The organism is Streptomyces alboflavus (assembly GCF_000716675.1).
GTDB lineage: Bacteria > Actinomycetota > Actinomycetes > Streptomycetales > Streptomycetaceae > Streptomyces > Streptomyces alboflavus.
Window position 1 is genome coordinate 37,862 of the sequence record NZ_JNXT01000037.1, and the last position, 22,857, is coordinate 60,718.

Annotated in this window: 23 protein-coding genes; 5 read left to right on the forward strand and 18 right to left on the reverse strand. The window is 73.0% G+C overall.

The window, feature by feature from the left end:
- Nucleotides 1–97 precede the first annotated feature (97 nt).
- From OO63_RS25460 to OO63_RS25505, 10 genes are all read right to left on the reverse strand, one after another.
- A complete protein-coding gene (locus tag OO63_RS25460; RefSeq protein WP_030361022.1) occupies nt 98–691 on the reverse strand; it encodes an amino-acid N-acetyltransferase in 594 nt (197 codons plus the stop codon).
- 9 nt (nt 692–700) lie between these two features.
- Entirely contained in the window at nt 701–1,204 is a 504-nt protein-coding gene (locus OO63_RS25465; RefSeq protein ID WP_193560849.1) for a BlaI/MecI/CopY family transcriptional regulator, read from the reverse strand.
- A gap of 154 nt (nt 1,205–1,358) precedes the next feature.
- Complete coding sequence (locus OO63_RS25470) at nt 1,359–1,538, reverse strand: hypothetical protein (RefSeq protein WP_030361024.1); 180 nt, start codon at nt 1,536–1,538, stop codon at nt 1,359–1,361.
- Between the two features lie 13 nt (nt 1,539–1,551).
- On the reverse strand, nt 1,552–2,211 hold the full coding sequence (locus OO63_RS25475) for a hypothetical protein (RefSeq protein WP_030361025.1): 660 nt from the start codon (nt 2,209–2,211) through the stop codon (nt 1,552–1,554).
- Between the two features lie 463 nt (nt 2,212–2,674).
- On the reverse strand, nt 2,675–2,986 hold the full coding sequence (locus OO63_RS25480; protein WP_030361026.1) for a hypothetical protein: 312 nt from the start codon (nt 2,984–2,986) through the stop codon (nt 2,675–2,677).
- Nucleotides 2,987–3,129: 143 nt separating this feature from the next.
- Nucleotides 3,130–3,936 carry a type III pantothenate kinase gene (locus OO63_RS25485; RefSeq protein WP_030361027.1) on the reverse strand — a complete coding sequence of 269 codons (807 nt, stop codon included), beginning with the start codon at nt 3,934–3,936 and terminating at the stop codon, nt 3,130–3,132.
- Nucleotides 3,936–4,943 (reverse strand): carboxylating nicotinate-nucleotide diphosphorylase, encoded by a 1,008-nt coding sequence (gene nadC, locus OO63_RS25490; protein WP_030361028.1) that lies wholly within the window; start codon nt 4,941–4,943, stop codon nt 3,936–3,938. The genes OO63_RS25485 and nadC overlap by 1 nt, the downstream gene beginning before the upstream one ends.
- 5 nt (nt 4,944–4,948) lie before the next feature.
- The gene (locus OO63_RS25495; RefSeq protein WP_030361029.1) at nt 4,949–6,652 is read right to left on the reverse strand and encodes an L-aspartate oxidase; all 1,704 of its coding nucleotides are present in this window, start codon (nt 6,650–6,652) and stop codon (nt 4,949–4,951) included.
- Between the two features lie 142 nt (nt 6,653–6,794).
- The gene (gene panC, locus OO63_RS25500; RefSeq protein WP_051811176.1) at nt 6,795–7,844 is read right to left on the reverse strand and encodes a pantoate--beta-alanine ligase; all 1,050 of its coding nucleotides are present in this window, start codon (nt 7,842–7,844) and stop codon (nt 6,795–6,797) included.
- Nucleotides 7,841–8,905, reverse strand: coding sequence for a Rossmann-like and DUF2520 domain-containing protein (locus tag OO63_RS25505; protein WP_234311331.1), 1,065 nt, complete (start codon nt 8,903–8,905; stop codon nt 7,841–7,843). The genes panC and OO63_RS25505 overlap by 4 nt, the downstream gene beginning before the upstream one ends.
- A 210-nt stretch (nt 8,906–9,115) precedes the next feature.
- Between OO63_RS25505 and OO63_RS25510 the strand changes: the two genes are divergently transcribed.
- The gene (locus OO63_RS25510; RefSeq protein WP_078619355.1) at nt 9,116–10,363 is read left to right on the forward strand and encodes a threonine aldolase family protein; all 1,248 of its coding nucleotides are present in this window, start codon (nt 9,116–9,118) and stop codon (nt 10,361–10,363) included.
- Here OO63_RS25510 and OO63_RS25515 read toward each other — a convergent pair.
- Nucleotides 10,323–10,559 (reverse strand): hypothetical protein, encoded by a 237-nt coding sequence (locus tag OO63_RS25515; RefSeq protein ID WP_030361033.1) that lies wholly within the window; start codon nt 10,557–10,559, stop codon nt 10,323–10,325. The two genes, OO63_RS25510 and OO63_RS25515, sit on opposite strands and share 41 nt — an antisense overlap.
- A gap of 265 nt (nt 10,560–10,824) precedes the next feature.
- On the opposite strand from OO63_RS25515, the gene OO63_RS25520 reads away from it, so the two are divergent.
- Nucleotides 10,825–11,934: a DUF5937 family protein gene (locus OO63_RS25520; protein ID WP_030361034.1), complete on the forward strand. Its 1,110-nt coding sequence runs from the start codon at nt 10,825–10,827 to the stop codon at nt 11,932–11,934.
- A gap of 91 nt (nt 11,935–12,025) precedes the next feature.
- Here the strand turns inward: OO63_RS25520 and OO63_RS25525 are convergent, their stop codons facing one another.
- Entirely contained in the window at nt 12,026–12,700 is a 675-nt protein-coding gene (locus tag OO63_RS25525; protein ID WP_030361035.1) for a response regulator transcription factor, read from the reverse strand.
- A 178-nt stretch (nt 12,701–12,878) separates the two neighbouring features.
- Nucleotides 12,879–14,081, reverse strand: a complete 1,203-nt coding sequence (locus tag OO63_RS25530; protein ID WP_030361036.1) for a sensor histidine kinase — start codon at nt 14,079–14,081, stop codon at nt 12,879–12,881.
- Between the two features lie 172 nt (nt 14,082–14,253).
- Here OO63_RS25530 and OO63_RS25535 point away from each other — a divergent pair, with 172 nt between their 5' ends.
- Nucleotides 14,254–15,207, forward strand: coding sequence for an SAM-dependent methyltransferase (locus OO63_RS25535; RefSeq protein WP_033264458.1), 954 nt, complete (start codon nt 14,254–14,256; stop codon nt 15,205–15,207).
- On the opposite strand, the gene OO63_RS25540 is transcribed toward OO63_RS25535, so the two are convergent.
- Nucleotides 15,208–16,395 (reverse strand): NADH-quinone oxidoreductase subunit D, encoded by a 1,188-nt coding sequence (locus tag OO63_RS25540; RefSeq protein WP_051811177.1) that lies wholly within the window; start codon nt 16,393–16,395, stop codon nt 15,208–15,210.
- A gap of 94 nt (nt 16,396–16,489) precedes the next feature.
- On the opposite strand from OO63_RS25540, the gene OO63_RS25545 reads away from it, so the two are divergent.
- Both OO63_RS25545 and OO63_RS25550 read left to right on the forward strand, forming a co-directional pair.
- Nucleotides 16,490–17,005: a PH domain-containing protein gene (locus OO63_RS25545; protein WP_030361039.1), complete on the forward strand. Its 516-nt coding sequence runs from the start codon at nt 16,490–16,492 to the stop codon at nt 17,003–17,005.
- A complete protein-coding gene (locus OO63_RS25550; protein ID WP_234311330.1) occupies nt 17,002–18,390 on the forward strand; it encodes a PH domain-containing protein in 1,389 nt (462 codons plus the stop codon). Before OO63_RS25545 ends, OO63_RS25550 begins: the two co-directional genes overlap by 4 nt.
- A gap of 150 nt (nt 18,391–18,540) precedes the next feature.
- Here the strand turns inward: OO63_RS25550 and OO63_RS46050 are convergent, their stop codons facing one another.
- From OO63_RS46050 to OO63_RS25570, 4 genes are all read right to left on the reverse strand, one after another.
- Complete coding sequence (locus OO63_RS46050; RefSeq protein ID WP_169786633.1) at nt 18,541–19,938, reverse strand: hypothetical protein; 1,398 nt, start codon at nt 19,936–19,938, stop codon at nt 18,541–18,543.
- Nucleotides 19,939–20,180: 242 nt separating this feature from the next.
- On the reverse strand, nt 20,181–21,146 hold the full coding sequence (locus tag OO63_RS25560) for an ABC transporter substrate-binding protein (RefSeq protein ID WP_030361042.1): 966 nt from the start codon (nt 21,144–21,146) through the stop codon (nt 20,181–20,183).
- A 120-nt stretch (nt 21,147–21,266) separates the two neighbouring features.
- Entirely contained in the window at nt 21,267–21,947 is a 681-nt protein-coding gene (locus tag OO63_RS25565) for an ABC transporter permease (protein ID WP_030361043.1), read from the reverse strand.
- Nucleotides 21,944–22,684 carry an ABC transporter permease gene (locus OO63_RS25570; RefSeq protein WP_030361044.1) on the reverse strand — a complete coding sequence of 247 codons (741 nt, stop codon included), beginning with the start codon at nt 22,682–22,684 and terminating at the stop codon, nt 21,944–21,946. Before OO63_RS25570 ends, OO63_RS25565 begins: the two co-directional genes overlap by 4 nt.
- Nucleotides 22,685–22,857: the final 173 nt, after the last annotated feature.

The following is a 22,857-nucleotide window of genomic DNA, read 5'->3' on the forward strand; positions in this document are numbered from 1 at the left end:
CCCTGGGAGAGACCGACTGCACGAGATCCCGGGAAACATGCGCGTTTCGGACATAGGGCACCTGGGCAGGTGACTGCCCGGAATAGCTCCGTCACGATCACAGATGCAGAAGCATCCGGCTGTTGCCCAAGGTGTTCGGTTTCACTCGTTCGAGGCCGAGGAACTCGGCGACGCCCTCGTCATAGGAACGCAGCAGCTCGCTGTAGACATCCGTGTCGACGGTATCGACGGGCGTCTCGCCGATCTCCACGAAGCCGTGCTTGGCGAAGAAGTCGACTTCGAAGGTGAGGCAGAATACCCGCCGGACACCGAGCCAACGCGCGGTCCCAAGCAGCTTTCCGAGCAGCTGATGGCCCACGCCCGCGCCCTTGACCTGTGGATTCACCGCAAGTGTCCGTACTTCGGCGAGGTCTTCCCACATCACGTGCAACGCGCCGCAGCCGACCACCGTCGCCCCATTGCCGTTGCCGTCCGCGCGTTCCGCGACCCAGAACTCCTGGATGTCCTCGTAAAGTGTGACGGTCGCTTTGTCGAGCAGGACGCCCCTGCGGACGTACGAGTCCAGCAGGTCCCGGACGGCGGGCACATCGGCGGTGCGGGCCCTGCGCACGGAGACCGCATTTGCCGGGGGCGTGCCGTGCGCCCCGAGTTCGCCGGGCGCCGGGGGGAGTTCGTCGGGCTGTGCTGGCATGAGCGGACGCTATCGTTCGGGCCCGGGCCCGGGGCCGCCGGGGTTCTCCGGTCCTTCCCCGCCTCCCGGCCCGCGTTCCGCCGCTTCGGCCTTGCGATCCGCTTCGGCTTCGGCTTCGGCCTTGCGATCCGCTTCGTCTTCCCGGCGAACCGTGTCGCCTTCCACCATGCGAACGGCGTCGCTGAGCGCTTCCCGCTGCGAGGGCGACATCATGCCGAAGAAGGCGACGAGAGCCGCCGCCGGGTTGTCACTCTGCGACCAGGCGTCGTTCATCAGTGCGGCGGCATACGCGGCCCGCGTGGAGACCGCCTCATATCGATAGGCCCGGCCTTCCGCTTCGCGGCGCACCCAGCCCTTCTGATGGAGATTGTCCAAAACGGTCATGACCGTCGTGTAGGCGATGGACCGTTCCTGCTGAAGGTCTTCCAGGACTTCTCGAACGGTCACGGGGCGGTTCCACTTCCACACCCGCGTCATCACTGCGTCTTCGAGTTCTCCCAAGGGGCGAGGCACAGCTGAACAATAGTGGGCGAGACCACTAATGGCGTGATGGACGTGGCATACCGGTCATTTCCGCAACAAAAAGGGCGCACGACTCGGTGGAGTCGTGCGCCGGGCGGCGCCCCGCGTCCCGGTGGGGCCGAGGGGGCCGTGGTGTGGCGGTCGCTCAGGCGTCGCTGGTCTTCGTGGTCTGCCGGACGGCCTCGGTGCGGGCGATCGCCGCGTCGACGGCGGCGTCCTCCTTGGCCTTGTTGGCGCCGCCCTGGGTCTTGACGATCGTCACGATGAGGCCGACGAAGAACACGGCCATCACTACGGGGGGCACGAGCGCGGAGACGTAGTCCATGCCCCCAGCGTAGCTAGCCCGCCGCGAGGCGCTGCGACGGGGCGGCGGGCCGTGCCGGACGCTTGGGCGGGAACACCTCGGCCGGCGTCGGCACGGGGCGGGGGCGCTCCTGCGGGGCCGCGGGGCGCTCGGCGGGGGGCTTCGGTCGGGGCGCGGGCTTCTTCTCGTCGGCGGCGGCGAGGCCGCCGGGCAGGGCGAGGAGACGGGTGCGGGACGGGGGGACGGTGGGGCGGGGTGCGGTCCGCGCCGTCTCGTCCACCTCGGGGACGGCCCCGGGCTCGACCGCCGCCGACGACGCCGCCAGGCGGGCGCGTACGGCCCGTTCGGCGAGCACCCGGCAGCGGTCCAGGAGCGCGGCCGCGTGCAGGTTGCCGCGCAGGGCGCGCAGGGCGGCGAGGTCGTCCGCGCCCGGGCGGTACCCGGTCGCGAGGACGTCCTCGAGGAGTTCCAGATACCCGGCCGCGGTGCCGGGAAGGGCCGCCCGGTAGCGCGCGAGGTCGGCCACCAGGAAGGCGCGCAGCCGGGCGCCCTCACGTACCGCCTCGTCGATGTCGTCGGCGAGGCGCACGCAGTCCTGCACGGCCTGGTCGTCAAGGGCACGAACGGTGCTGGGGTGCAGGGCGTGGGCCAGCGCACGGCGGAGCACTCGCAGCTCCTGCGCACCGAAGGCCATGCCGCCCCGGGATCCGTATGGCGTGGGCATGGGGTGACGATACGCGCTGAGGGAACAAAATCCTCTTAACGGACACGTGGGCGTGGCCTGGGGGCCTTGGGGGACGAGGTTGGTGTGGGCCTTGTGGGTGTCCCCTTCGGGTGGGACGGGGGCGCCGCCGGATCGCGCTGCGCGCTCGTCCTCAAGCTCCCCCAAGCTCTTAAGGAGCAGGGGGGACCCCCACGACGGGCTGAAATTGCCCCGTCGTCTCCTTCCCGTGGGACGGGGTGCCGCCGGTCGGCCTGCGGCCTCGTCCTCAAGCGCCGGACGGGCTGAAATGGCCTTGTCGTCCCCTTCGGGTGGGACGGGGCCCCGTCGATCGGCCTGCGGCCTCGTCCTCAAGCGCCGGACGGGCTGGAAAGTGGCCGGGCCGGCTGGGGATCGGCCCGAGGGCTGGATATCGGGCCGAGGCCCGGGTGGGCCTTCAGTCCGGGCGGCGGCGGGTTGTCGCGAAGGCCACTGCGCCTATGCCCAGGGCTCCTGCCGCCGCTGCCACGATCCAGGGGATGACGCCTGCCCCGGTGTCCGCCATGCGGTCCGTGGGGTTGGCCTCGGGCGTGGTCGAGGTCGGTGTCACCGTCGGGGCGGGGGTGGCGGTCCGGGACGGCGGGAGCGACAGGGTCGCCGACGCGGACGTGCCCGGGTCCGTCGTCGGCACCGCTGCCGCCGCCGGGGCACCCGTCAGTGCCACCAGCGCGGCCGCCGTCGCGACACCCAGGCGTGCCTTGCCCCTCATCCGCCCCACACTCTTCAGCCACCCGTACCAGACACCCGGTCAGAACCCCTCCCAGCACAGACTCTTGGACGGGGGTGCTGGTTGTCTCGCGGACGCGAGAAGTTGGCGTCGAGGTGCCGCACCCGGCGGCGTGAAACGGGCGGTCAGCCGCGCGACACGTTCCGTTCGTAGACGAGGCGCAGGCCGATCAGCGTGAGCCACGGCTCGTGGTGGTCGATGACGGACGCCTCGCCGAGCACCATCGGCGCGAGCCCGCCCGTCGCGATCACGGTCACGTCCTCGGGGTCGGCGTCAGGACCCGCGAGCTCGCGCGCCATCCGCCGCACGACGCCGTCGACCTGGCCCGCGAAGCCGTACAGGATGCCCGCCTGCATGGCCTCCACGGTGTTCTTGCCGATGACGCTGCGCGGCCGGGCCAGCTCGATCTTGCGGAGCTGCGCGCCACGCACGCCGAGGGCCTCGACGGAGATCTCGATGCCGGGGGCGATGACACCGCCCGCGTACTCCCCGCGCGCGGACACCGCGTCGAACGTCGTCGCCGTACCGAAGTCCACGACGATCGCGGGGCCTCCGTAGAGCTCGACCGCGGCGACCGCGTTGATGATGCGGTCGGCGCCGACCTCCTTGGGGTTGTCCATGAGGATCGGGACGCCGGTCTTGATGCCGGGCTCCACGAGGACGGCGGGCACGTCTCCGTAGTAGCGCCTCGTGACCTCGCGGAGCTCGTGCAGGACGGACGGGACGGTGGCGCAGATCGCGATGCCGTCGATGCCGTCGCCGAGTTCGTCGCCGAGCAGCGGGTGCGTGCCCATCAGGCCCCGCAGCAGCACGGCGAGTTCGTCGGCCGTGCGGCGCGGGTCGGTGGAGATGCGCCAGTGCTCGACGACGTCCTCGCCGTCGAACAGGCCGAGGACGGTCTGTGTGTTGCCTACGTCGATGGTGAGCAGCATCAGCTGCTCACCTCTCCGGAGACCCGCGCTTCGCGCAGGTCGAGGCCGATGTCGAGGATCGGGGACGAGTGCGTGAGGGCACCCACCGCGAGGTAGTCGACGCCGGTCTCCGCGTACGCGCGGGCGTTCTCCAGGGTGAGGCGGCCGGAGGACTCCAGGGCGGCGCGGCCGGCGACGAGGGCGACGGCCTCCTCCGTCTCGCCGGGCGTGAAGTTGTCCAGGAGGATCAGGTCGGCGCCCGCGTCCAGGACTTCGCGCAGCTGGTGCAGGGTGTCCACCTCGACCTCGACGGGCACGCCCGGGAACGTCTCCCGTACGGCCTTGAAGGCCTGCGCGACGCCGCCCGCGGCGACCACGTGGTTGTCCTTGACGAGGGCCGCGTCGGCGAGCGACATGCGGTGGTTGACGCCGCCGCCCGCGCGGACCGCGTACTTCTCCAGGGAGCGCAGGCCGGGGGTCGTCTTGCGGGTGTCGCGGACCTTGGCGCCGGTGCCCTCCAGGGCGTCCGCCCACGCGCGCGTGGCCGTCGCGATGCCGGACAGGCGGCACATCAGGTTCAGCGCGCTGCGCTCGGCCGTCAGCAGGTCGCGGGTGCGGGTCGTGACGCTCAGGAGCACGTCACCGGCCTCCACGCGCTCGCCGTCCTCGACGTGCCGCTCCACCTCGAACTCGTCCTCGCAGACGACCGACAGGACGGCCTCGGCGACGCGCAGGCCCGCGACGGTGCCCGCCTGGCGCGCGGTGAAGTCGCCGGTGGCCACGGCGTCCTCGGGGATGGTGGCGACCGTCGTGACGTCCACGGCGTCCGGCGAGAACTCCATGTCCTCGGCGATGGCGAGGTGCGCGATGTCCTCGACCTGGACGGGGTCGAGGCCCGCGTCCTGAAGCATCTGGACGAGCGACGGGTCGAGGCCGCACTCCATCGCGTCGTGCGCCGCGTCGCCGCAGCCGCAGCCGTCGCCGCAGCCGCCGGTGCCGTCGGCGAGGGGGAGGTCGGTGGTGCTCACGTCGGTCACTGCTCCTGGGTGCTGGGGAAACGGGCGGTGTCGGTGGTGTGGGTGGTGAGGGACCGGTCGGGATTGAGGCGTACGACGATGTGGCGGCGCCACGCCGCGTCGTCGCGGTCCGCGTGGTCCTCGCGCCAGTGGCAGCCACGAGTCTCCTCGCGCTGCCGTGCCGCCGCCACCAGGACGCGGGCGACGCACAGCAGGTTCGTGGTCTCCCAGGCGTCCACGCCGGGCTCGGCGGTCTTGCCGTCGTCGGCGAGCGCGCCCGCCGCGTCCGCGTGCACGGCGGCGAGCCGGTCGGCGGCCGCGGCGAGGGACTCGGCGGAGCGGAGGACTCCGGCGCCCTCGGTCATCACCCGCTGGATGGTGAAGCGGGCCTCCGGGGGCAGCAGGGGGTGGGCGGGCCGCTGCGGGGGCGTCGGCTCGGCGGGCACGCGCGCGTGGAGGGTGCCGTCGGCGTGCCGTGCGGCGATGTCGTCCGCGATGCGCTCGGCGTAGACCAGGCCCTCCAGGAGGGAGTTGGAGGCGAGCCGGTTGGCGCCGTGCACGCCGGTGCAGGCGACCTCCCCGCACGCGTACAGGCCGGCCACGGTGGTGCGGCCGTGCGGGTCGGTGCGGACGCCGCCGGAGGCGTAGTGGGCGGCGGGGGCGACCGGTACGGGCTCGGTGACGGGGTCGATGCCGTGGCTGCGGCAGGCCGCGAGGATCGTCGGGAAGCGCTTCGCCCACATGTCGGCGCCGAAGTGGCGGCCGTCCAGGTACATGTGCGTGGTGCCCTGTTCCTGCATGCGGCGCGTGATGCCCTTGGCGACGATGTCGCGCGGCGCCAGCTCGGCCAGTTCGTGCTGCCCCACCATGAACCGCACGCCGTCGGCGTCCACCAGGTGGGCGCCCTCGCCGCGCACCGCCTCGGAGACGAGCGGCTGCTGGCCCTCCGCGTCGGCGCCCAGGAACAGCACCGTCGGGTGGAACTGCACGAACTCCAGGTCGGAGACCTCGGCGCCCGCGCGCAGGGCGAGCGCGACGCCGTCGCCCGTGGACACCGACGGGTTGGTGGTCGCCGAGAAGACCTGGCCCATGCCGCCGGTGGCGAGCACCACGGCGGGGGCGTGGACGGCGCCCACGCCGTCGTGCTGGCCCTCCCCCATGACGTGCAGGGTCACCCCGGCCGTGTGTCCTTCGGCGTCCGTCAGGAGGTCCAGGACCAGGGCGTTCTCGACCGTCGGTATGCCCCGGGCGCGGACCGCCTCGACCAGGGCGCGGGAGATCTCCGCGCCGGTCGCGTCGCCGCCCGCGTGCGTGATGCGGCGGCGGTGGTGGCCGCCCTCGCGGGTGAGGGCCAGGCCGCCGTCGGCCGACTCGTCGAACCGTGCTCCGGCCTCGATCAGGCGGCGTACGGCGCCGGGGCCCTCGGTGACGAGGACGCGCACCGCCTCCTCGTCGCACAGGCCCACGCCCGCCACGAGGGTGTCGTCCAGGTGCTGTTCGGGGGTGTCGCCCTCGCCGAGTGCCGCCGCGATGCCGCCCTGCGCCCAGCGCGTGGAGCCGTCGTCCAGGCGTGCCTTGGTGACGACGACGGTCTTCAGGCCGGCCGCCGAGCAGCGCAGGGCGGCGGTCAGACCGGCCACTCCGGAGCCGACGACCACGACATCGGCGTCGAGCGACCAGCCGGGCGCGGGGGCGTACAGGCGTATGCCGGTGGCACTCATACGGGGGCTCCGATCCGGATCGGGCGGATGGCGGCGGGGGCGCACGGGCGGGCGCTCGTGCGGGGGCTCTTGTGGGGACTGTGAGGACTGCGGTGCTTGCTGGGACTGTGAGGGCCGCGGAGGCCGCCGTACGGGCGCGGGCTCATGCCGGGGCTCCGAACGTCAGCGGGATGTTGTCGATCAGGCGGGTGGTGCCGACCTTGGCGGCGACGGCCAGGATCGCCTCGCCCCGGTGGTCGGGGCCGATCTCCCGGAAGTCGGCCGGGTCGACCAGCGCCAGGTAGTCCAGGACGAGCGGCGGGCGCAGCCGCCTGGCCTCGTCGAGGACCTGCCGGGCGGCCGCGCGGACGGCGGCGGGACCCGCCGGGCCCGCGGGGACGGCCTGGGCGACGGCGTGCGCGTCGGCGGCCGCGCGGGCCTCGCCCAGCGCGTTCAGGCCGTCCACGCGCGCGTGGGTGGCGGGGGCGAGCGCGGCCCGGGCGCGCAGCGCCTCCTGCGCGGCGTGCCGGTCGCGGCCCGCGAACAGGGCGCGGGACAGCGCGAGCGCGGTGCGGCGTTCCTCGGGCGACAGGTAGCGGTTGCGGCTGGAGCGGGCCAGGCCGTCGTCCTCGCGGACCGTGGGCACGCCGACGATCTCCACGTCGAAGTTCAGGTCCCGCACCATGCGGCGGATCACGGCGAGCTGCTGGGCGTCCTTCTGCCCGAACAGCGCCACGTCGGGCGCGGTCAGGTGCAGCAGCTTGGCGACGACGGTGAGCACGCCGTCGAAGTGCCCGGGGCGCGTGGCCCCTTCGAGGACGGTGCCCATGGGGCCCGCAGTGACCCGGACCTGGGGCTCGCCGCCGGGGTAGACCTCCTCCGCGGCGGGGGCGAACACGACGTCCGCACCGGCCTGGGACGCGGTCTTGATGTCGGCTTCGAGGGTGCGCGGATAGCGGTCGAGGTCCTCGCCCGCGCCGAACTGCAGCGGGTTCACGAAGACCGTGACGACGACCTCGCCGCCGGGCCCTGCCGCCTGCCGTGCCGTGCGGACCAGCGTGGCGTGGCCCTCGTGCAGGGCGCCCATGGTCATGACGACGACACGGCGCCCGGTGCGGGGGCGGGCGCGGAGGTCCGCCGTGGTGTGCAGGAGGGTGGTGTCGCGGGGGGTCTCGGGCGCCTGCGGCCCCCGCGAGTTCGTCTCCTCGCTCATCGGTCCCCTCCGTCCGAAGCGTCCGAAGCGTCCGAACCACCCGGGCCGTCCGAACCGCCGGGCTCACTCGGCCCGCCCGGCCCGCCCGAACCACCGGGACCGGCCGGACCACCGGGACCACCGGGACCAGCCGGACCACCGGGACCAGCCGGACCAGCCGGACCAGCCGGACCACCGAGGCCCGATCCCCCAAGGCCCCCCGGCCCGTTCACCCCACCCGCCAGCACCCCGAGCAGATCCTCGGCGAGTTCCGGCTTGAGGAGGCCGTGGGCGAGGGCGCGGTCGGCGGTCGCGCGGGCCATCGCGAGATACCCGGCGACGGTCTGCGGCGCGTGCTTGCGCAGCTCGGCGACGTGCGCGGCGACCGTGCCCGCGTCCCCGCGCGCGACGGGCCCGGTCAGGGCCGCGTCACCGGAGCGCAGGGCGTTGTCGAGGGCGGCGCCGAGGAGCGGGCCGAGCATGCGGTCCGGGGCCTCGACGCCCGCGTCCCGCAGCAGTTCCATGGCCTCGGCGACCAGCGTGACCAGGTGGTTCGAGCCGAGCGCGAGGGCCGCGTGGTAGAGCGGGCGGGCCTCCTCGGCGATCCACTCGGGCTCGCCGCCCATCTCGATGACCAGCGCCTCCGCGGCGAGCCGCAGCTCGTCGGGTGCGGTCACGCCGAAGGAGCAGCCGGCCAGGCGCTGTACGTCCACGGGGGTGCCGGTGAACGTCATCGCCGGGTGCAGCGCGAGGGGCAGGCCACCGGCGCGCAGGGCGGGTTCGAGCACCTTCGCGCCGTACCGCCCGGAGGTGTGCACCAGGAGCTGTCCCGGGCGCACCGCGCCCGTCTCGGCGAGGCCCTCGACCAGGCCGGGCAGCGCGTCGTCGGGGACGGTGAGCAGGACCAGGTCGGCGCGCTCGAGGACCTGGGCGGGCGAGACGAGCGGGACGTCGGGCAGCATGGCGGCGGCGCGCCGCACGGAGCTGTCGGACACCCCGGAGGCGGCCACCGGGCGGTGCCCGGCGAGCTGGAGCGCCGCCGCGAGCGCCGGACCTACGCGGCCCGCTCCGACGACGCCCACGGTGAGCCGCGCGGGGCGGTCCCTGGGGTCCGATCGGGGCTCCGGACGCTGCTCCGGCCGGTGGGATGCGTTCACGCGATGAGGCCTTCCGTTCCAGTCCGCTCGGGGTACCGGACGATTTCTCGTCATGCTAACGCTATCCGTCGGCGGAGCGCCGTCGGCTGTCCACAGGCTGTGGGCATTCGTACGACCACGCGCGATGATCTGTGGATGACCGCACACGACAAGCCGGACGACCCCAGCGAGCCGGACGAGTCTGCCGAACCACGCGTTTCCGCCACACCGGACGAGCCCGCCGCACCGGACGAGCCCACCGAGCCGGACGAGCCCACCGAACCGGACGGCCGCGAGCGCCGGATCGCCGCGGCCCGCGGCGCCGCCCGCCTCCTGACCCGCTCCCCCATGACGGTGACCCTGGCCGAGCGCGTCACAGCCCTCGCCGAAGGCGTCGCCGACGTCACGGCCCCGGACGGGATGAGCGACATGTACGGCGACGGCGTGGTCGCCGACCTCGAGGACGAGGTCGCGCGGCTGCTCGGCAAGGAGGACGCCGTCTTCTTTCCCACCGGCACGATGGCCCAGCAGGTCGCGCTGCGCTGCTGGGCGGGGCGCACGGGCAACGCCACCGTGGCCCTGCACCCGCGCGCGCATCCGGAGGTGCACGAGGGGGGCGCCCTCTCCGTGGTGAGCGGTCTGCGCACCGTGCACCCGACGGACGAGCCGCGCTGCCCCACGGCCGACGAGGTGCGCGACTTCGAGGAGCCCTTCGGAACACTGATGCTCGAACTGCCGCTACGGGAGGCCGGTTTCGTCCTGCCCGACTGGCAGGAGCTCACGGACGTGGTGGCGGCGGCGCGCGAACGGGACGCCGTCGTGCACCTCGACGGGGCGCGCCTGTGGGAGTGCACGACGCACTTCGGCCGCCCGCTGCCGGAGATCGCGGCGGTCGCGGACAGCGTGTACGTGTCGTTCTACAAGTCGCTCGAAGGCATCGCGGGAGCCGCGCTCGCCGGGCCGCGGACGCTGACCGACGAGGCGCGCGCCTGGCGGCACCGGTACGGCGGCCTGATGTTCCAGCAGTTCCCGACCGCCGTGTCGGCCTTGCTCGGCCTCAAGCGCGTGCTGCCGCGCCTGCCGGAGTACGTCACCCACGCGCGCGTGGTCGCCCAGGCGCTGCACGAGGGGTTCACGGCCGCACGGGTGCCCTGGTCGCGCGTACACCCCGACCCCCCGCACACCCACCAGTTCCAGGTCTGGCTGCCCTACGACGCCGACGTCCTGAACGAGGCGGCGCTCACGCAGGCCGAGGAGACCGGGACCCAGCTGTTCTGGCGCTGGTTCCCGGAGGGCCCGCCGGGCCTGTCCGTCACGGAGGTCACCGTGACCGGACCCGGCCTGGCGTGGACGCCCGACGACGTCAGGGCAGCGGTCGCGGAGTTCGTGCGCCGCCTCCCCTGAGCCCGCGCAGCAGCCGCCCGAGCGCGCCCCGGAAGCGCCCGTGCGCCGGACGCTCGTGGACGACGGCGTTGAAGCGCCCGTAGTCACGCACTTCCCGCACGACCTGCCAGTCGCAGACACCGGGCGCGGGCGGCGTCCGCTCCCCGAGCTGGGCGGCGCGGTAGCTGTCGAGAAGGTACTGCTGGGTGACGCTCATGACGTAGACCTTTCAGGAGCAATGATACTTAACGGACATCAAGGGGGACGAAGCCCGTCCGGCGCTTGAGGACGAGCCGCGAAGCGGCAACAGGGGGAGAGGGGCGGAGCCCCATGAGTCGAGGGGCGGCGACATCGGCGCCCCAGGCCGATGCGTGACCGGCGACGACACAAACCTGCGCGAGGCCCACGGCCCGTGTCGCGTCGATTGACGTCAGTCGTCAATCGACGCCGGCGCTGTCAGTGGCACGGTGCACCATGGGGACATGAGCGTGAGCATCGACATCACCGGCCTGACGCCGGAGCGGGTCCATGTCGTGCCCTCGCCCCTCGCCGAGCTGGGCATGGCGCTGCACGCGCTGTCCGAGCCCGGACACCACCCGGGGCTGCAGGGCTGGGCGACGGCCGTCTCCACGCGCCTCGACCCGTGCCTCGCAGACCGCATGTGCGAGGCGGACTTCCTGTGGCGGACGACGTTCTCGGACGTCTTCGCGCCGTTCGCCGGCATCCCCGGCAAGACCACGCTCCCCGGCGCCACCCTCGCCGAGGAGCTGGACCTCCTGGACAAGCTCACGGACCAGCAGTTCGTGGACGCGGCCCTGGAGTTCACCTGTCAGCTGGCGTACGACACGCAGCGCGCCACGGACCCGCTGAACGACGCCGGGATGCGCCGCCACGCCCTGGAGCTCGCCGCGGCCCGCGGTGACCACCAGGTGCGGTTCACCAAGCGGCTCCTGGACGACCCGCCCGCGGTGCGGGCCTGGTTCCGGCAGCTGATGGAGGACTGCGACGAGGCCTTCTTCGCCGACACCTGGTCGCGGGTCAGCCATCAGCTCGCCGCGGACGCCCGGCACAAGACGGATCTGCTGCGCCGCAAGGGCCTGGGCGAGGCGCTGAACGCCATCTCCGGAGCGGTGACCCTGGACGAGGAGGCCCGCAGGATCACCATCGACAAGATGGCCGTGGGCCAGACGAGGACGGGCGAGGGCGGCCTGGTCCTGGTGCCGACCAGCCTCGGCTGGCCGCACCTGCTGGTCCTGCACCGGTTCGGCTGGCAGTCCTCGATCACGTATCCGGTGAACTCCCCGGGGCTCGCCGCCCCCGCCTCCGTGGAGCAGCTCACGCGCCGCATGGCCGCGCTGTCCCACCCGGTCCGGATGCGCCTGTGCCGCCACCTGGCCCGCGGGTCGTACACCACGGGGGAGCTGGCCGACGCGCACGGCATGACGGCCCCGGAGATATCCCGGCACCTGAGCGTCCTGAAGAAGGCCGAGCTGATCACGACCCGCCGCCGCGGGCGGTACGTGCAGCACCAGCTCGACCTGGGCGTCGTCTCCCGCCTCGGCAGCGAGTTCATCGAGGGCGTCCTGCGCTGACGCCACGCGCCGGCAGGCCGCCCGCGCGCGGGCTCAGCCCGTGCGGGCGGCCGGGCGCCGGTTCAGCGCACCCCGACGGCCGGGCGCCGGCTCAGCCCGTGCCGCCGCCCGCCCGCACCAGCCCCGTCTCGTAGGCGAGCACCACCACCTGCACCCGGTCACGCAGCCCGAGCTTGGTCAGGATGCGGCCCACGTGCGTCTTCACGGTCGCCTCGGACAGCACGAGCCGCGCCGCGATCTCGCCGTTCGAGAGGCCCTGGGCGACGAGCACCATGACCTCGCGCTCGCGCTCGGTGAGGCGCCCCAGCTCCTTGTGGTGCGGCTGGCTGCCGGTGCCCGGCAGCATCGGGGCGAAGCGGTCGAGCAGCCGCCGCGTCGTGGACGGCGCGACGACCGCGTCGCCGCTGTGCACGGCCCGGATGGCGGCGAGCAGTTCGGCGGGCGGCACGTCCTTGAGCATGAAGCCGGAAGCGCCCGCCTTCAGGCCCGAGAAGGCGTACTCGTCGAGGTCGAAGGTGGTCAGGATCAGCACCTTCGGCGGCTCGGCGGCGGCACAGATGCGCCGCGTCGTCTCCACGCCGTCCAGCTTCGGCATCCGGACGTCCATCAGGACCACGTCGACCGCCGTGGAGCGCAGCTCCTGCAGCGCCTCGACGCCGTCACCGGCCTCCGCGACGACCTCCATGTCCGGCTGCGCGGCGAGCACCATCCGGAACCCGGTGCGCAGCAGCACCTGGTCGTCGACGAGCATCACGCGGATCGACATCAAGGAGTCCCTTCACGGCCTTCGTGCACGGCCTTCGTGCGTGGCCTTCATGGATGGGTCGTCCGTCCATCATCGCGGACGGAGCGGGGGCTGGTGCGGGGGCTGCGGTGCGGCGTCCGTGCGCGGGGCGCGCCCCGCGCACGCTCGGCATGCGCGGCGACCACGGCACTGACAGGTGTCAGTGTGCGGGTTTCAGTGGCAGCAGAGCACTGATGCGGAATCCGCCGCCCGGACGCGGTCCCGCGTCCAGCGTGCCGCCGACCATGCCGACGCGCTCGCGCATGCCGATCAGGCCGTGGCCGCTGCCGTCGGCGCCGCCGTCCTCGTACAGCTCGTGCGGGGCGCCCTTGCCGTCGTCCTCGACGAGCAGCCCGAGGCCGTCGTCGAAGTAGACGAGCCGGACGCTCGCCCCGGCGTTCTCGCCGCCGTGCTTGCGGGTGTTGGTCAGCGCCTCCTGGACGATGCGGTACGCGGTCAGCTCGACGCCGCTGGGCAGCGGGCGCGGGGTGCCCTCCACCCGGAAGTCGACCGGCAGGCCCGCGCCGCGCACCTGCTCTATCAACTCGTCGAGCTGTTCCACGTCCGGCTGCGGGACGTACTCACCGCTCTCCTCGGGCTCGCCGGTGCGCAGCACGCCGAGCAGCCTGCGCATCTCCGCGAGGGCCTGGCGGCCGGTGCCCGAGATGGTGGCGAGGGCCTGCTTGGCCTGGTCGGGAGCGGCGTCCAGGACGTACGCGGCGCCGTCGGCCTGCACCACCATCACGGACACGTTGTGCGCGACGACGTCGTGCAGCTCCCGGGCGATGCGGGCGCGCTCGGCGGCGACCGCGACCTTGGACTGCGCCTCGCGCTCCTTCTCCAGGCGGTCCGCGCGCTCCTCCAGCTGGGCCAGGTAGGCGCGGCGGGTGCGGATGGAGTCGCCGAGCACCCAGGCGAGCGCGAACGGCACCACCATGAAGACCATGAACAGGAGGTGTCCCCAGACCCCCGACGCCCCGTCCGGCCAGCGCAGCTGCGACAGCGGAGCCGCCGCGAGGCCGCCGCCGAGGGCGAACCGCGAGGCCCACGGCGGCCCGTCCGCTGCCGCCGTGTAGATGATCACGAGCATCGCGAAGTTGGCGGGACCTGGCTGCACGTCCAAGAGCATCTGCAGGACGCCGATCCCGGCGGCGAGCAGCAGCATCCGGTCGGTCCACCGGCGCCGCAGCGCCACCACCAGGCACAGGCCGATGATGACCGGTACCGACGCGAGGGCCGGGTCGCGGCCGTCAGCCTCGGAGACGGCCACCAGGCCAAGCCCGGAGATCCCGAACAGGATGAGCGCCCAGAAGGCGTCGACTCCCGTCGGGTGTCTGCGGAGAAAGTCATAGAGGCGCTGCACGTAACCCAGCGTAGGCAACCCGTCGGGCCCCTCGGGTCAACCGGAGGTCCGATCCGCAGGGCCGCCTCGTACTCCCCAAGGTGGAGGCCCGCATACCCTTCTCGCTGTGACGAATGAGGCACGGGGAGCGCCGCGAGCGCCAGTCGGCGCGCCGCGCGCCTGGCGGGAAGCCATGGAGGAGGCGCTGTACGGCCCGGAGGGCTTCTACCGGCGCCCGGAGGGACCCGCGGGTCACTTCCGCACCTCCGTGCACGCCTCGCCCCTGTTCGCGGGCGCCGTGGCCCGCCTCCTGTGCCGCGTCGACGCCGCGCTCGGGCACCCCGGGGAGCTGGCGTTCGTGGACATGGGCGCGGGCCGCGGCGAGCTGACGGCGGGCGTCATCGCGGCGCTGCCGGCGGACGTGGCGGCGCGTACGCGCGCGTACGCCGTGGAGCGCGCCGCGCGCCCCGAAGGCCTCGACCCGGTGATCGAGTGGCGCGCGGAGCCCCCGGCCGACGTGACGGGCCTGCTGTTCGCCAACGAGTGGCTCGACAACGTCCCCCTGGACGTGGCCGAGCGGGCCCCCGACGGGGCCGTGCGCCAGGTCCTCGTGCACGCCGACGGCACCGAGGAGCTCGGCGCTCCGGTGGCCGGGCCCGACGCCGCGTGGCTCGCGCGCTGGTGGCCGCTCGGCCCGGAGGCGGGCCTGCGCGCGGAGATCGGCCGCCCCCGGGACGAGGCGTGGGCGGCGGCACTCGCGACGCTCACGCGCGGCCTCGCGGTCGCCGTCGACTACGCCCACACGCGCGCCGACCGGCCGCCCTTCGGCACGTTGACGGGCTTCCGCGCAGGCCGCGAGGAGCGGCCCGTCCCGGACGGCAGCCGCGACATCACGGCGCACGTCGCCCTGGACGCGTGCGCCCTGCCCGACGCCCTGCTCCTCACCCAGCGCGCCGCCCTGCGCGCCCTCGGGGTCTCCGGCGACCGCCCGCCCCTGGCCCTCGCCTCCAGCGACCCGACCGGCTACGTACGGGCGCTGGCCGGCGCGGGCCAGGCCGCCGAGCTGACGGCGGCGGGAGGCCTCGGCGACTTCGGCTGGCTGACGCAGCCGGTCGGCATGCCCCTGGGGGACGTACTCACGCCCTGACTACTTGTCGATGTCACCGACGACGAAGAACAGCGACCCCAGGATCGCCACCATGTCGGCGACGAGCTGCCCCGGCAGGAGCTCCGCGAGGGCCTGGATGTTGTTGTACGAGGCGGAGCGCAGCTTCAGCCGGTACGGGGTCTTCTCGCCCTTGGACACCAGGTAGTAGCCGTTGATGCCGAGGGGGTTCTCGGTCCAGGCGTACGTGTGGCCCTCGGGGGCCTTGAGGACCTTCGGCAGCCGCTGGTTGATCGGGCCCTGCGGGAGGTCGGCGACGCGGTCCAGGCAGGCGTCCGCGAGGTCCAGCGCGTTGTGGGTCTGCTCCAGGAGGCACTCGAAGCGGGCCAGGCAGTCGCCCTCCTCACGGGTCACCACCTTGAGGACGTCGCCCAGCTCGCCGTACGCCAGATACGGCTCGTCGCGGCGCAGGTCGAAGTCCACTCCGGAGGCGCGGGCGATCGGACCGCTCACTCCGTAGGCATGCACCGCCTCTCCGGAGAGCACGCCCACACCGCGGGTGCGCCCCCGGAAGATCTCGTTGCCGAGCACGAGCCGGTCGTACACGTCCATGCGCGACCGCACCGAGGCGACGGCCGCCCGCGCGCGCGTGGTCCAGCCCGCGGGCAGGTCCTCCTTGAGGCCGCCGACCCGGTTGAACATGTAGTGCATGCGCCCGCCGGAGATCTCCTCCATGACGTTCTGCAGCTCTTCGCGCTCCCGGAAGGCGTAGAAGACGGGCGTGATGCCGCCGAGCTCCAGCGGGTACGAGCCGAGGAACATCAGGTGGTTCAGGACCCGGTTCAGCTCCGCGAGGAGCGTGCGCGTCCACACCGCGCGCTCGGGCACCTCCATGCCGAGCATCCGCTCGACGGCCATGACCACGCCCAGCTCGTTCGAGAACGCCGACAGCCAGTCGTGGCGGTTGGCCAGCATCACGATCTGCCGGTAGTCGCGCGCCTCGAAGAGCTTCTCCGCGCCGCGGTGCATATAGCCGATGACCGGCTCCGCACGCTCGATCCGCTCGCCGTCCAGGACGAGCCGCAGGCGCAGCACGCCGTGCGTGGACGGGTGCTGAGGGCCGATGTTGAGCACCATGTCGGTGCTCTCCGCGGCACCGCCGATGCCGAACGTGGTCTCGGTGGGTTCCGTCGTCCGCGGCGTGTGCGTGTGCTCCGTCGTGGGGCTCATGCCCACAGTCTGTCGTACGCCCGCCGCGGTGCCACGGTCAGATCCCGTACGCCGGGACGCCCCGCTGTCAGATCCCGTACGTACGCTTGGGTGCATGGAGACCGGGACGGGGTCGGGGCCAGGGGGAGCCACGGGGGAGCGCGACGCGCCGCCCGTGTGGACCGGGCTGCCGCGCGGAGTGCTGACCATGCGCCGGATGCTGCTCGTGGTGTGGCTGGTGCCGATCGGGGTGGCGCTCGGCGTGCTGCTCGGCCTGTTCGCCGGGCCCGGGTGGGCGGCCTTCGCGGCGCTGCCGTTCGCGCTCACGGCCTGGGGCTGGGTGCTGCTCGGGCGCAACTGGCGCTCGTGGCGGTACGCGGAGCGGGCCGACGACCTCCTCATCAGCCGGGGCGTGCTGTGGCGCCAGGAGACGATCGTGCCGTACGGCCGCATGCAGCTCGTCGAGGTCACGTCAGGCCCCGTCGAGCGGTACTTCGGCCTGGCCGGCGTCCAGCTGCACACGGCCGCGGCCGCCACGGACGCCCGCATCCCCGGCCTCGACCCCAAGGAGGCCGAGCGCCTGCGCGACCGCCTCACGGAACTCGGCGAGGCCCGATCGGCGGGGCTGTGAGCGGGGCGCGGGAGCAGGAGCAGGGCGGGGCGGGGACGCCCGGCGACGTACCGGCGCAGCCTGCACTCGACTCGACAGAGGTACGGGAACGGCGCCTGCATCCCGTCACACCGCTGCGCCGCGCGTGGGCGCCGGTCGCAATCCTCGTCGGCTGGGCCTTCCACGACCCGGACGGCACCCAGCGCCGCCTGTCCGAGCTGACCGCGACGACGCTCGCGCTCGGCGCCACGGCCGTGGTGGTCGGCGGTGCCCTGTACGGCTTTCTGAGCTGGTGGTTCACGCACTACGCGGTCACGGACACGGAGTTGCGCATCCGCACCGGGCTGCTGTTCCGGCGCACGGCGCACATCCGCCTCGACCGGCTCCAGGCCGTCGACATGACGCAGCCGCTCGCGGCCCGCCTCATCGGTGTGACCAAGCTCAAACTGGACGTGATCGGCACCGAGAAGAAGGACGAGCTGGCCTACCTCGACGAGCGGCACGCGGCCGCGCTGCGCGCCGAACTGCTCGCGCGGGCGGCCGGTTTCGCCCCGGAGACGGCCCGCGAGGTCGGCGAGGCGCCCGCGCGGAACCTGCTGCACGTGGAGCCCCGCATGCTCGCCGTGTCGCTGCTCCTGACCGGCGCGCCCTGGGCGCTCCTGGTGGCCGCGCTGGTCGTGCCGACGGTGCTGTGGCTGATCACGCACAACGCGTGGACGGTCGTCGCGACGGCGCTGCCGATGCTGGGCGGCGCGTTCGCGAGCAGTGTGGGCCGGTTCATCGCCGAGTACGACTGGCGGGTGGGCGAGTCTCCGGACGGCCTGCGCATCGACCACGGGCTGCTCGACAAGGCGCACGAGACGGTGCCGCCGGGGCGCGTGCAGACGGTCCACGTGGTCGAGCCGATGCTGTGGCGGCGCCTGGACTGGGTGCGCGTGGAGCTGGACGTGGCGGGTTCGTCCAACAGCGTCCTGGTGCCGGTCGCCCCGCGGGCGCGGGCCGAGTCGGTGATCGCGCGGGTGCTGCCCGGGGCGCGGGTACCGGCGGCGAGCGAACTGTCGCGCCCGCCGAAACGGGCCGCGTGGTGCGTCCCGGTGTGGTGGCACGGCTACGGCCTCACGGTCACCGACGCGGTCTTCGCCGCCCGCCACGGCCTGCTCCGCCGCCGCCTCTCCCTGGTCCCGCACGCGAAGGTGCAGAGCGTACGGCTGTCCCAGGGCGCCTGGAAGCGCTTCAAGGACGTCGCCGACGTGAAGGTGGACACGGGCGCCAACAAGACGGTGACAGCACGGCTACGGGGCACGGAGGAGGCCACAGAACTCCTGCACGCCCAGGCGGAACGCTCCCGGACGGGACGGCGGGAGGCGTTGCCGGATCGGTGGATGGTGGGTGGGGCGGGGGGTTGAGCGCGGTGGGCTCCGGGTGCGGCGGGGCCGGGGGGACACAGGTGTGCCGGTGCCGGACGGTGCCCCGCGTTCGGCAGAGACGGGTGGGCGGATGGGGAAAAGGCCGCCGCGCAGCGGCGGCCGACCCAAGGCGCCCCGGTCAGGGGAACGCTACGCGCGCAGTGCGGTGCGCAGCCCCTCCACGTCGATCTGCTCCGTCTCGTCGTGGGCCGTGAGGTCGATGACCTGACCGACCCCGCGCTCGGCGTCCGTCGCCGCGTCCGACGGCCTGAACTCGGCCTCGGCCTCCGCCTTGTGCACCGCGAGGGCCTCCTCGCCGACGACGTCCGCGAGGTCCTCGTTCTGGACGGCCTCCAGGGCGGCCGGTGCCACACTCTTCGCGGACGTGCTCTTCGTACCGAAGAAGTCGAAGCCGCCCTCTCCCGCGGGCCGCCGCACCCGCGCGGGCGGCACCACGGCCGCAGCGGTGGGAACCGCGAAGTGACCGGCGGCCGCACGCTCGTGACCGTGCCCGTCGACCGCCGCGGGCTTCCCCTGGCCGTCACCGCCGTCCACGTCACCGGCGGCGTCGCCGTCCTCGGCGAACTCGGCGGCGTCAGCGACATCGGAGCCGTCGGCGGCGTCGAGCCCGCCCTCCGTCACCGCGGGCCGCGCCTCGGCCCGCGCGAGCCGGTCGAGCGCGTCGTTGGCGCGCCCGTACAGCGAGGGCGTGGGACTGGCGCCGGGCCGGACCGCGACCCGGACGCCCTCGGAAGGCTCCGAGCCCTGGGCGGAACCGACCGCGTCGACGGAGTCCCCGGCCGAACCGGAGTCAACAGACCCGACGGACCCGACAGACTCGACGGACTCGACGGACTCGACGGACTCCTCCGACGAAGACGAAGACGAGGACGAAGGCGAGGACGAAGACGAAGACGAAGACGAGGACGAAGACGAAGACGAGGACGAAGGCGAAGACGAGGACGAAGGCGAGGACGAAGACGAACCCGAATCGACGGACTCTGCCTCCCCCGCAGCCTCCTCCACCTCAGCGGATGCGCCGACCTCACCCTCGTCCGCCCCCACCCCGGGCGGCAACGCCCGCGTCGGCGTGGACGTCTCGATGGCGAGCAGCCGCCGCCCTTCGAGGGCACTGGCCCGCTCGGTCTCCGCCGTCGCGTACCGCCGGAGCAGCGCCGCGTGCTCGTTGCGGAGCGCCGCGAGCTCGGCGCGCTTGGAGCGCAGCTTGGCCTCCAGCTTGGTGCGCAGCTCGCGCGACTCCTCGAGGTCGGACTCGGCCTCGGCTATGCGCTCGTCGTAGCGCCACTCGTCGCTCGCCCGCGCCCGGCTCAGCTCGGCGACGCGTTTGCCCGCCGACCGGTCCCACTGGCGCATGACGACCGAGCCGATGACAGCACTCGCGGCCGCGGCGGCGGCGAGGCCGCGCAGCACGACTGGTTCCGCGAACATCCAGGCGCCGCCGGCGCAGACGAGGGAGAAGCCTGCGACCGCCGACGGAGGAAGCAGCCTGTGCAGTGGTGGGGAATGGCGGTGACGTCCACGTGGCATGGCCAGAAACTTACCGCGCGTAGGCGAAGTCTGGTGCCCCGCCCGCCAAATTCCCGGTACCCCCACCGCAACTCCCCACCCCGTCGAGCCACTTCCTCTGGAAGCGTCACTCCACCTCCTCCGCGCGGATTCCGCAACCCGGCGCGCGCCGCTTCCGCATTCCGCCGCGAAGGCTCCCCGGGGATCCGGAGTTCGGCCTGGCCCGGGACCGCGCGAAGCGCGCGCCCGGGCCGTCCGGGGACCTACTTCTTGATCAGGCCCTTCGACTCCAGATACTCCTTGGCGACATCCACTTCCTTCTGCCGCTCGGCGTCGACCTTGCGGTTGAGTTCGATGAGATCGTCGGTCGTGAGCGTCTTGGTGACCTTGGCGAGCGCCGCGGCTATCTTCTTGTCGCCCGCCTCCTTCTCGTTGACCACGGGAAGGATGTTGTCGGCGTTCTGGAGCTTCTTGTCGTCCTCCAGGATCACGAGGCCGAAGTTCTTCAGCGTCGCGTCCGTGGTCGTCGTCAGGACGAGCTGGTCCGTGCCGTTCTTCACGGCCTGCTTGGACTGGGTGGTGCCGACGCCCTTGGGGTCGATTCCGGCGACGTCGATGCCGTACTTCTTCTTCAGGCCCGGCGCGCAGAACGGCCGGGTCTCGCATTCGTCACCGGCGGCGATGCGGACCTTCTCACCGGACTTTCCAAGATCGGAAAGCGTCTTGAGCTTGTGCTCCTTGGCGTAATCCTCGGTCACCGCGAAGGCGTTCTGGTCCACGGCCTCACCTGCGGGGAGTGCCTTCAGGCCGCGCCCGCCCGCGAGCTTGGTGAGCTGGCCGTAGGTCGCGTCGAGATCGCTGGAGGCGACCGGCTTCGCGTCCGCGCCGTTCTTCTTCAGGTTGAGGAATTCCGTGAGCGTGGCGGCGTATTCGGGCGCCACGTCGATGGTGCCCTTCTTCAGCTCGGGCTCGTAGACCTCGCGGTTCTGCACGGTCTTGACCGACGCGTCGTACCCGGCGTCGCGCAGGACGCCCGCGTACAGCTCGGCGAGGACCTTCTGCTCGGTGAACCGCGCCGAGCCCACCACGATCTTGCCCTTGCCGCCGCCGTCGGACCCCTTGTCGTCCTCCAGGCTGTCGCCGCCGCACGCGGTGAGACCCGCGGTCAGCGCCACGACGGCCGTGGCCGCCCCTGCCATCCGTCGCGCGCGACGCGTCCTGCTGTTCATCGGTGAACCACCATTTCGAGAGTTTCCACATCAAGCGTCAAGCAGGGCCCCGGCCCGAACGGGCGGAGCCGACACCGGTGGAGCCGCGCGGGCCGGAGCCGACACCGAGCGCCCCGCCACTCACTCGCTCACACGGGACCGCCCCCGCATCGGATCGAAGACCCACCCGGCCAGGACCAGGACGCCCTCCACGGCCAGCGCGAGCAGCGCCACCAGGAAGGCGCCCGCGACGACCTGCGGGGTGTTCTGGAGGTTGAACCCGGCCGTGATGATCCGCCCGAGACCCCCCTCCCCCGCCATCGCGGCGAGCGTCGCCGTGGCCACGACCTGCACCGCCGCCGACCGGACGCCCGTCATGACCATCGGGTACGCCAGCGGCAGTTCGACGCGGGCGAACACCTGCCCCCCGCTCATACCCATGCCGCGCGCCGCCTCGACCACCGACCGGTCCACCTCGCGCATGCCGATGTAGGCGTTGGTGAGCAGCGGCGGCACCGCGAAGAGGACGAGCGCGATGAGCGTCGGCAGGTCCCCGTGCTCGCCGAGCGGGGTGAGCGTGAGCAGGATGAGGACGGCGAGCGTGGGCACCGCACGGCCCACGTTGGAGATGTTGACCGCGAGCGCGCCGCCCTTGCCGATGTGGCCGAGCAGCATGGCGATCGGCAGCGCGATCAGGCAGGCCACGGCGAGGCACACGCCGCTGAAGTACAGATGCTCGGCGAGCCGGTGCCACACCCCCTTCTCGCCCTGCCAGTTGGCGGACGTGGTCAGCCAGTCGTAGGCACCGGATATCGCGTTCATACGGGCTCAGCCACCTTGGCCACGCTCTTGGCCGGGTCCGCCTTGCGCGCGAACCGGCCCGGTCGTATTCGATGGGCTCGCGTCCAGGGCGTCAGGAGCCGCTGGAGCGCGAGGAGCAGCAGGTCGGCGGTGATGGCGAGCGCGACGCACAGCGCCGACGCCGTGAGCACCTGCGCCTTGAACTGGGTGTCGAGGCCGTCGAGGATCAGCGTGCCGAGGCCGCCGTAGTCCACGATGGCGCCGACGGTGGTGAGCGCGACCGTGGAGACCGTCGTGATCCGCACGCCCGCGAGCAACGCCGGAAGTGCGAGAGGCAATTCCACTTCCCAGAGCAGCCGCAGCGGGCCGTATCCCATCCCCTTGGCGGCTTCTCTGGCTTCTTCGGGAACCGCCTGGAGTCCCGCGAGGATGTTCCGCACGAGGATCGTCAGCGAATACAGCACGAGGCCCGTGACGACCAAGGACGCCGACAGGCCGAAGAACGGCAGCAGCAGCGAGAACATCGCGAGCGACGGAATCGAGTACAACACCGTCGTCACGCCGAGAATCGGGGCCGCGAGGAAGCGCCAGCGGCGCGCGAGCAGCGCGAGGGGCAGCGCGACCGCCACTCCTATCGCCACCGACGCGGCCGTGATCGCCACGTGCTCCACCGTCGCGTCGATCAATTCCTGGCTGCGGGAACGGACGTACTCCCCGCAGATCCAGTCGTTCGCCACCAGGCAGTCGCGCTTGCTCACCCGCCCCGCCTCCCCCGAAAGCCCGTCACCATGCCCTCCCGGACACGTGCCGAAAGCCACATGTTCCGCTGTCTGGCGACCCTAACCCCGAGCACTGACAATCACCGAGACGCAGAGAGGCTCTTCGTGCCGGCGCAACACGGCCTTCACAGAACACGCGCCACAATGGGGAA

Coding starts and splice junctions, on each gene's coding strand:
- OO63_RS25540 (WP_051811177.1), bottom strand. CDS start 16,395: ATGAGCCCCACGACGGAGCACACGCACACGCCGCGGACGACGGAACCC.
- OO63_RS25480 (WP_030361026.1), bottom strand. CDS start 2,986: ATGAGGGGCAAGGCACGCCTGGGTGTCGCGACGGCGGCCGCGCTGGTG.
- OO63_RS25560 (WP_030361042.1), bottom strand. CDS start 21,146: ATGAACAGCAGGACGCGTCGCGCGCGACGGATGGCAGGGGCGGCCACG.
- OO63_RS25535 (WP_033264458.1), top strand. CDS start 14,254: ATGGAGGAGGCGCTGTACGGCCCGGAGGGCTTCTACCGGCGCCCGGAG.
- OO63_RS25545 (WP_030361039.1), top strand. CDS start 16,490: ATGGAGACCGGGACGGGGTCGGGGCCAGGGGGAGCCACGGGGGAGCGC.
- OO63_RS25460 (WP_030361022.1), bottom strand. CDS start 691: ATGCCAGCACAGCCCGACGAACTCCCCCCGGCGCCCGGCGAACTCGGG.
- OO63_RS25510 (WP_078619355.1), top strand. CDS start 9,116: ATGACCGCACACGACAAGCCGGACGACCCCAGCGAGCCGGACGAGTCT.
- OO63_RS25565 (WP_030361043.1), bottom strand. CDS start 21,947: ATGAACGCGATATCCGGTGCCTACGACTGGCTGACCACGTCCGCCAAC.
- OO63_RS25515 (WP_030361033.1), bottom strand. CDS start 10,559: ATGAGCGTCACCCAGCAGTACCTTCTCGACAGCTACCGCGCCGCCCAG.
- OO63_RS25495 (WP_030361029.1), bottom strand. CDS start 6,652: ATGAGTGCCACCGGCATACGCCTGTACGCCCCCGCGCCCGGCTGGTCG.
- OO63_RS25525 (WP_030361035.1), bottom strand. CDS start 12,700: ATGTCGATCCGCGTGATGCTCGTCGACGACCAGGTGCTGCTGCGCACC.
- OO63_RS25485 (WP_030361027.1), bottom strand. CDS start 3,936: ATGCTGCTCACCATCGACGTAGGCAACACACAGACCGTCCTCGGCCTG.
- OO63_RS25470 (WP_030361024.1), bottom strand. CDS start 1,538: ATGGACTACGTCTCCGCGCTCGTGCCCCCCGTAGTGATGGCCGTGTTC.
- OO63_RS25520 (WP_030361034.1), top strand. CDS start 10,825: ATGAGCGTGAGCATCGACATCACCGGCCTGACGCCGGAGCGGGTCCAT.
- OO63_RS46050 (WP_169786633.1), bottom strand. CDS start 19,938: ATGCCACGTGGACGTCACCGCCATTCCCCACCACTGCACAGGCTGCTT.
- panC (WP_051811176.1), bottom strand. CDS start 7,844: ATGAGCGAGGAGACGAACTCGCGGGGGCCGCAGGCGCCCGAGACCCCC.
- OO63_RS25475 (WP_030361025.1), bottom strand. CDS start 2,211: ATGGCCTTCGGTGCGCAGGAGCTGCGAGTGCTCCGCCGTGCGCTGGCC.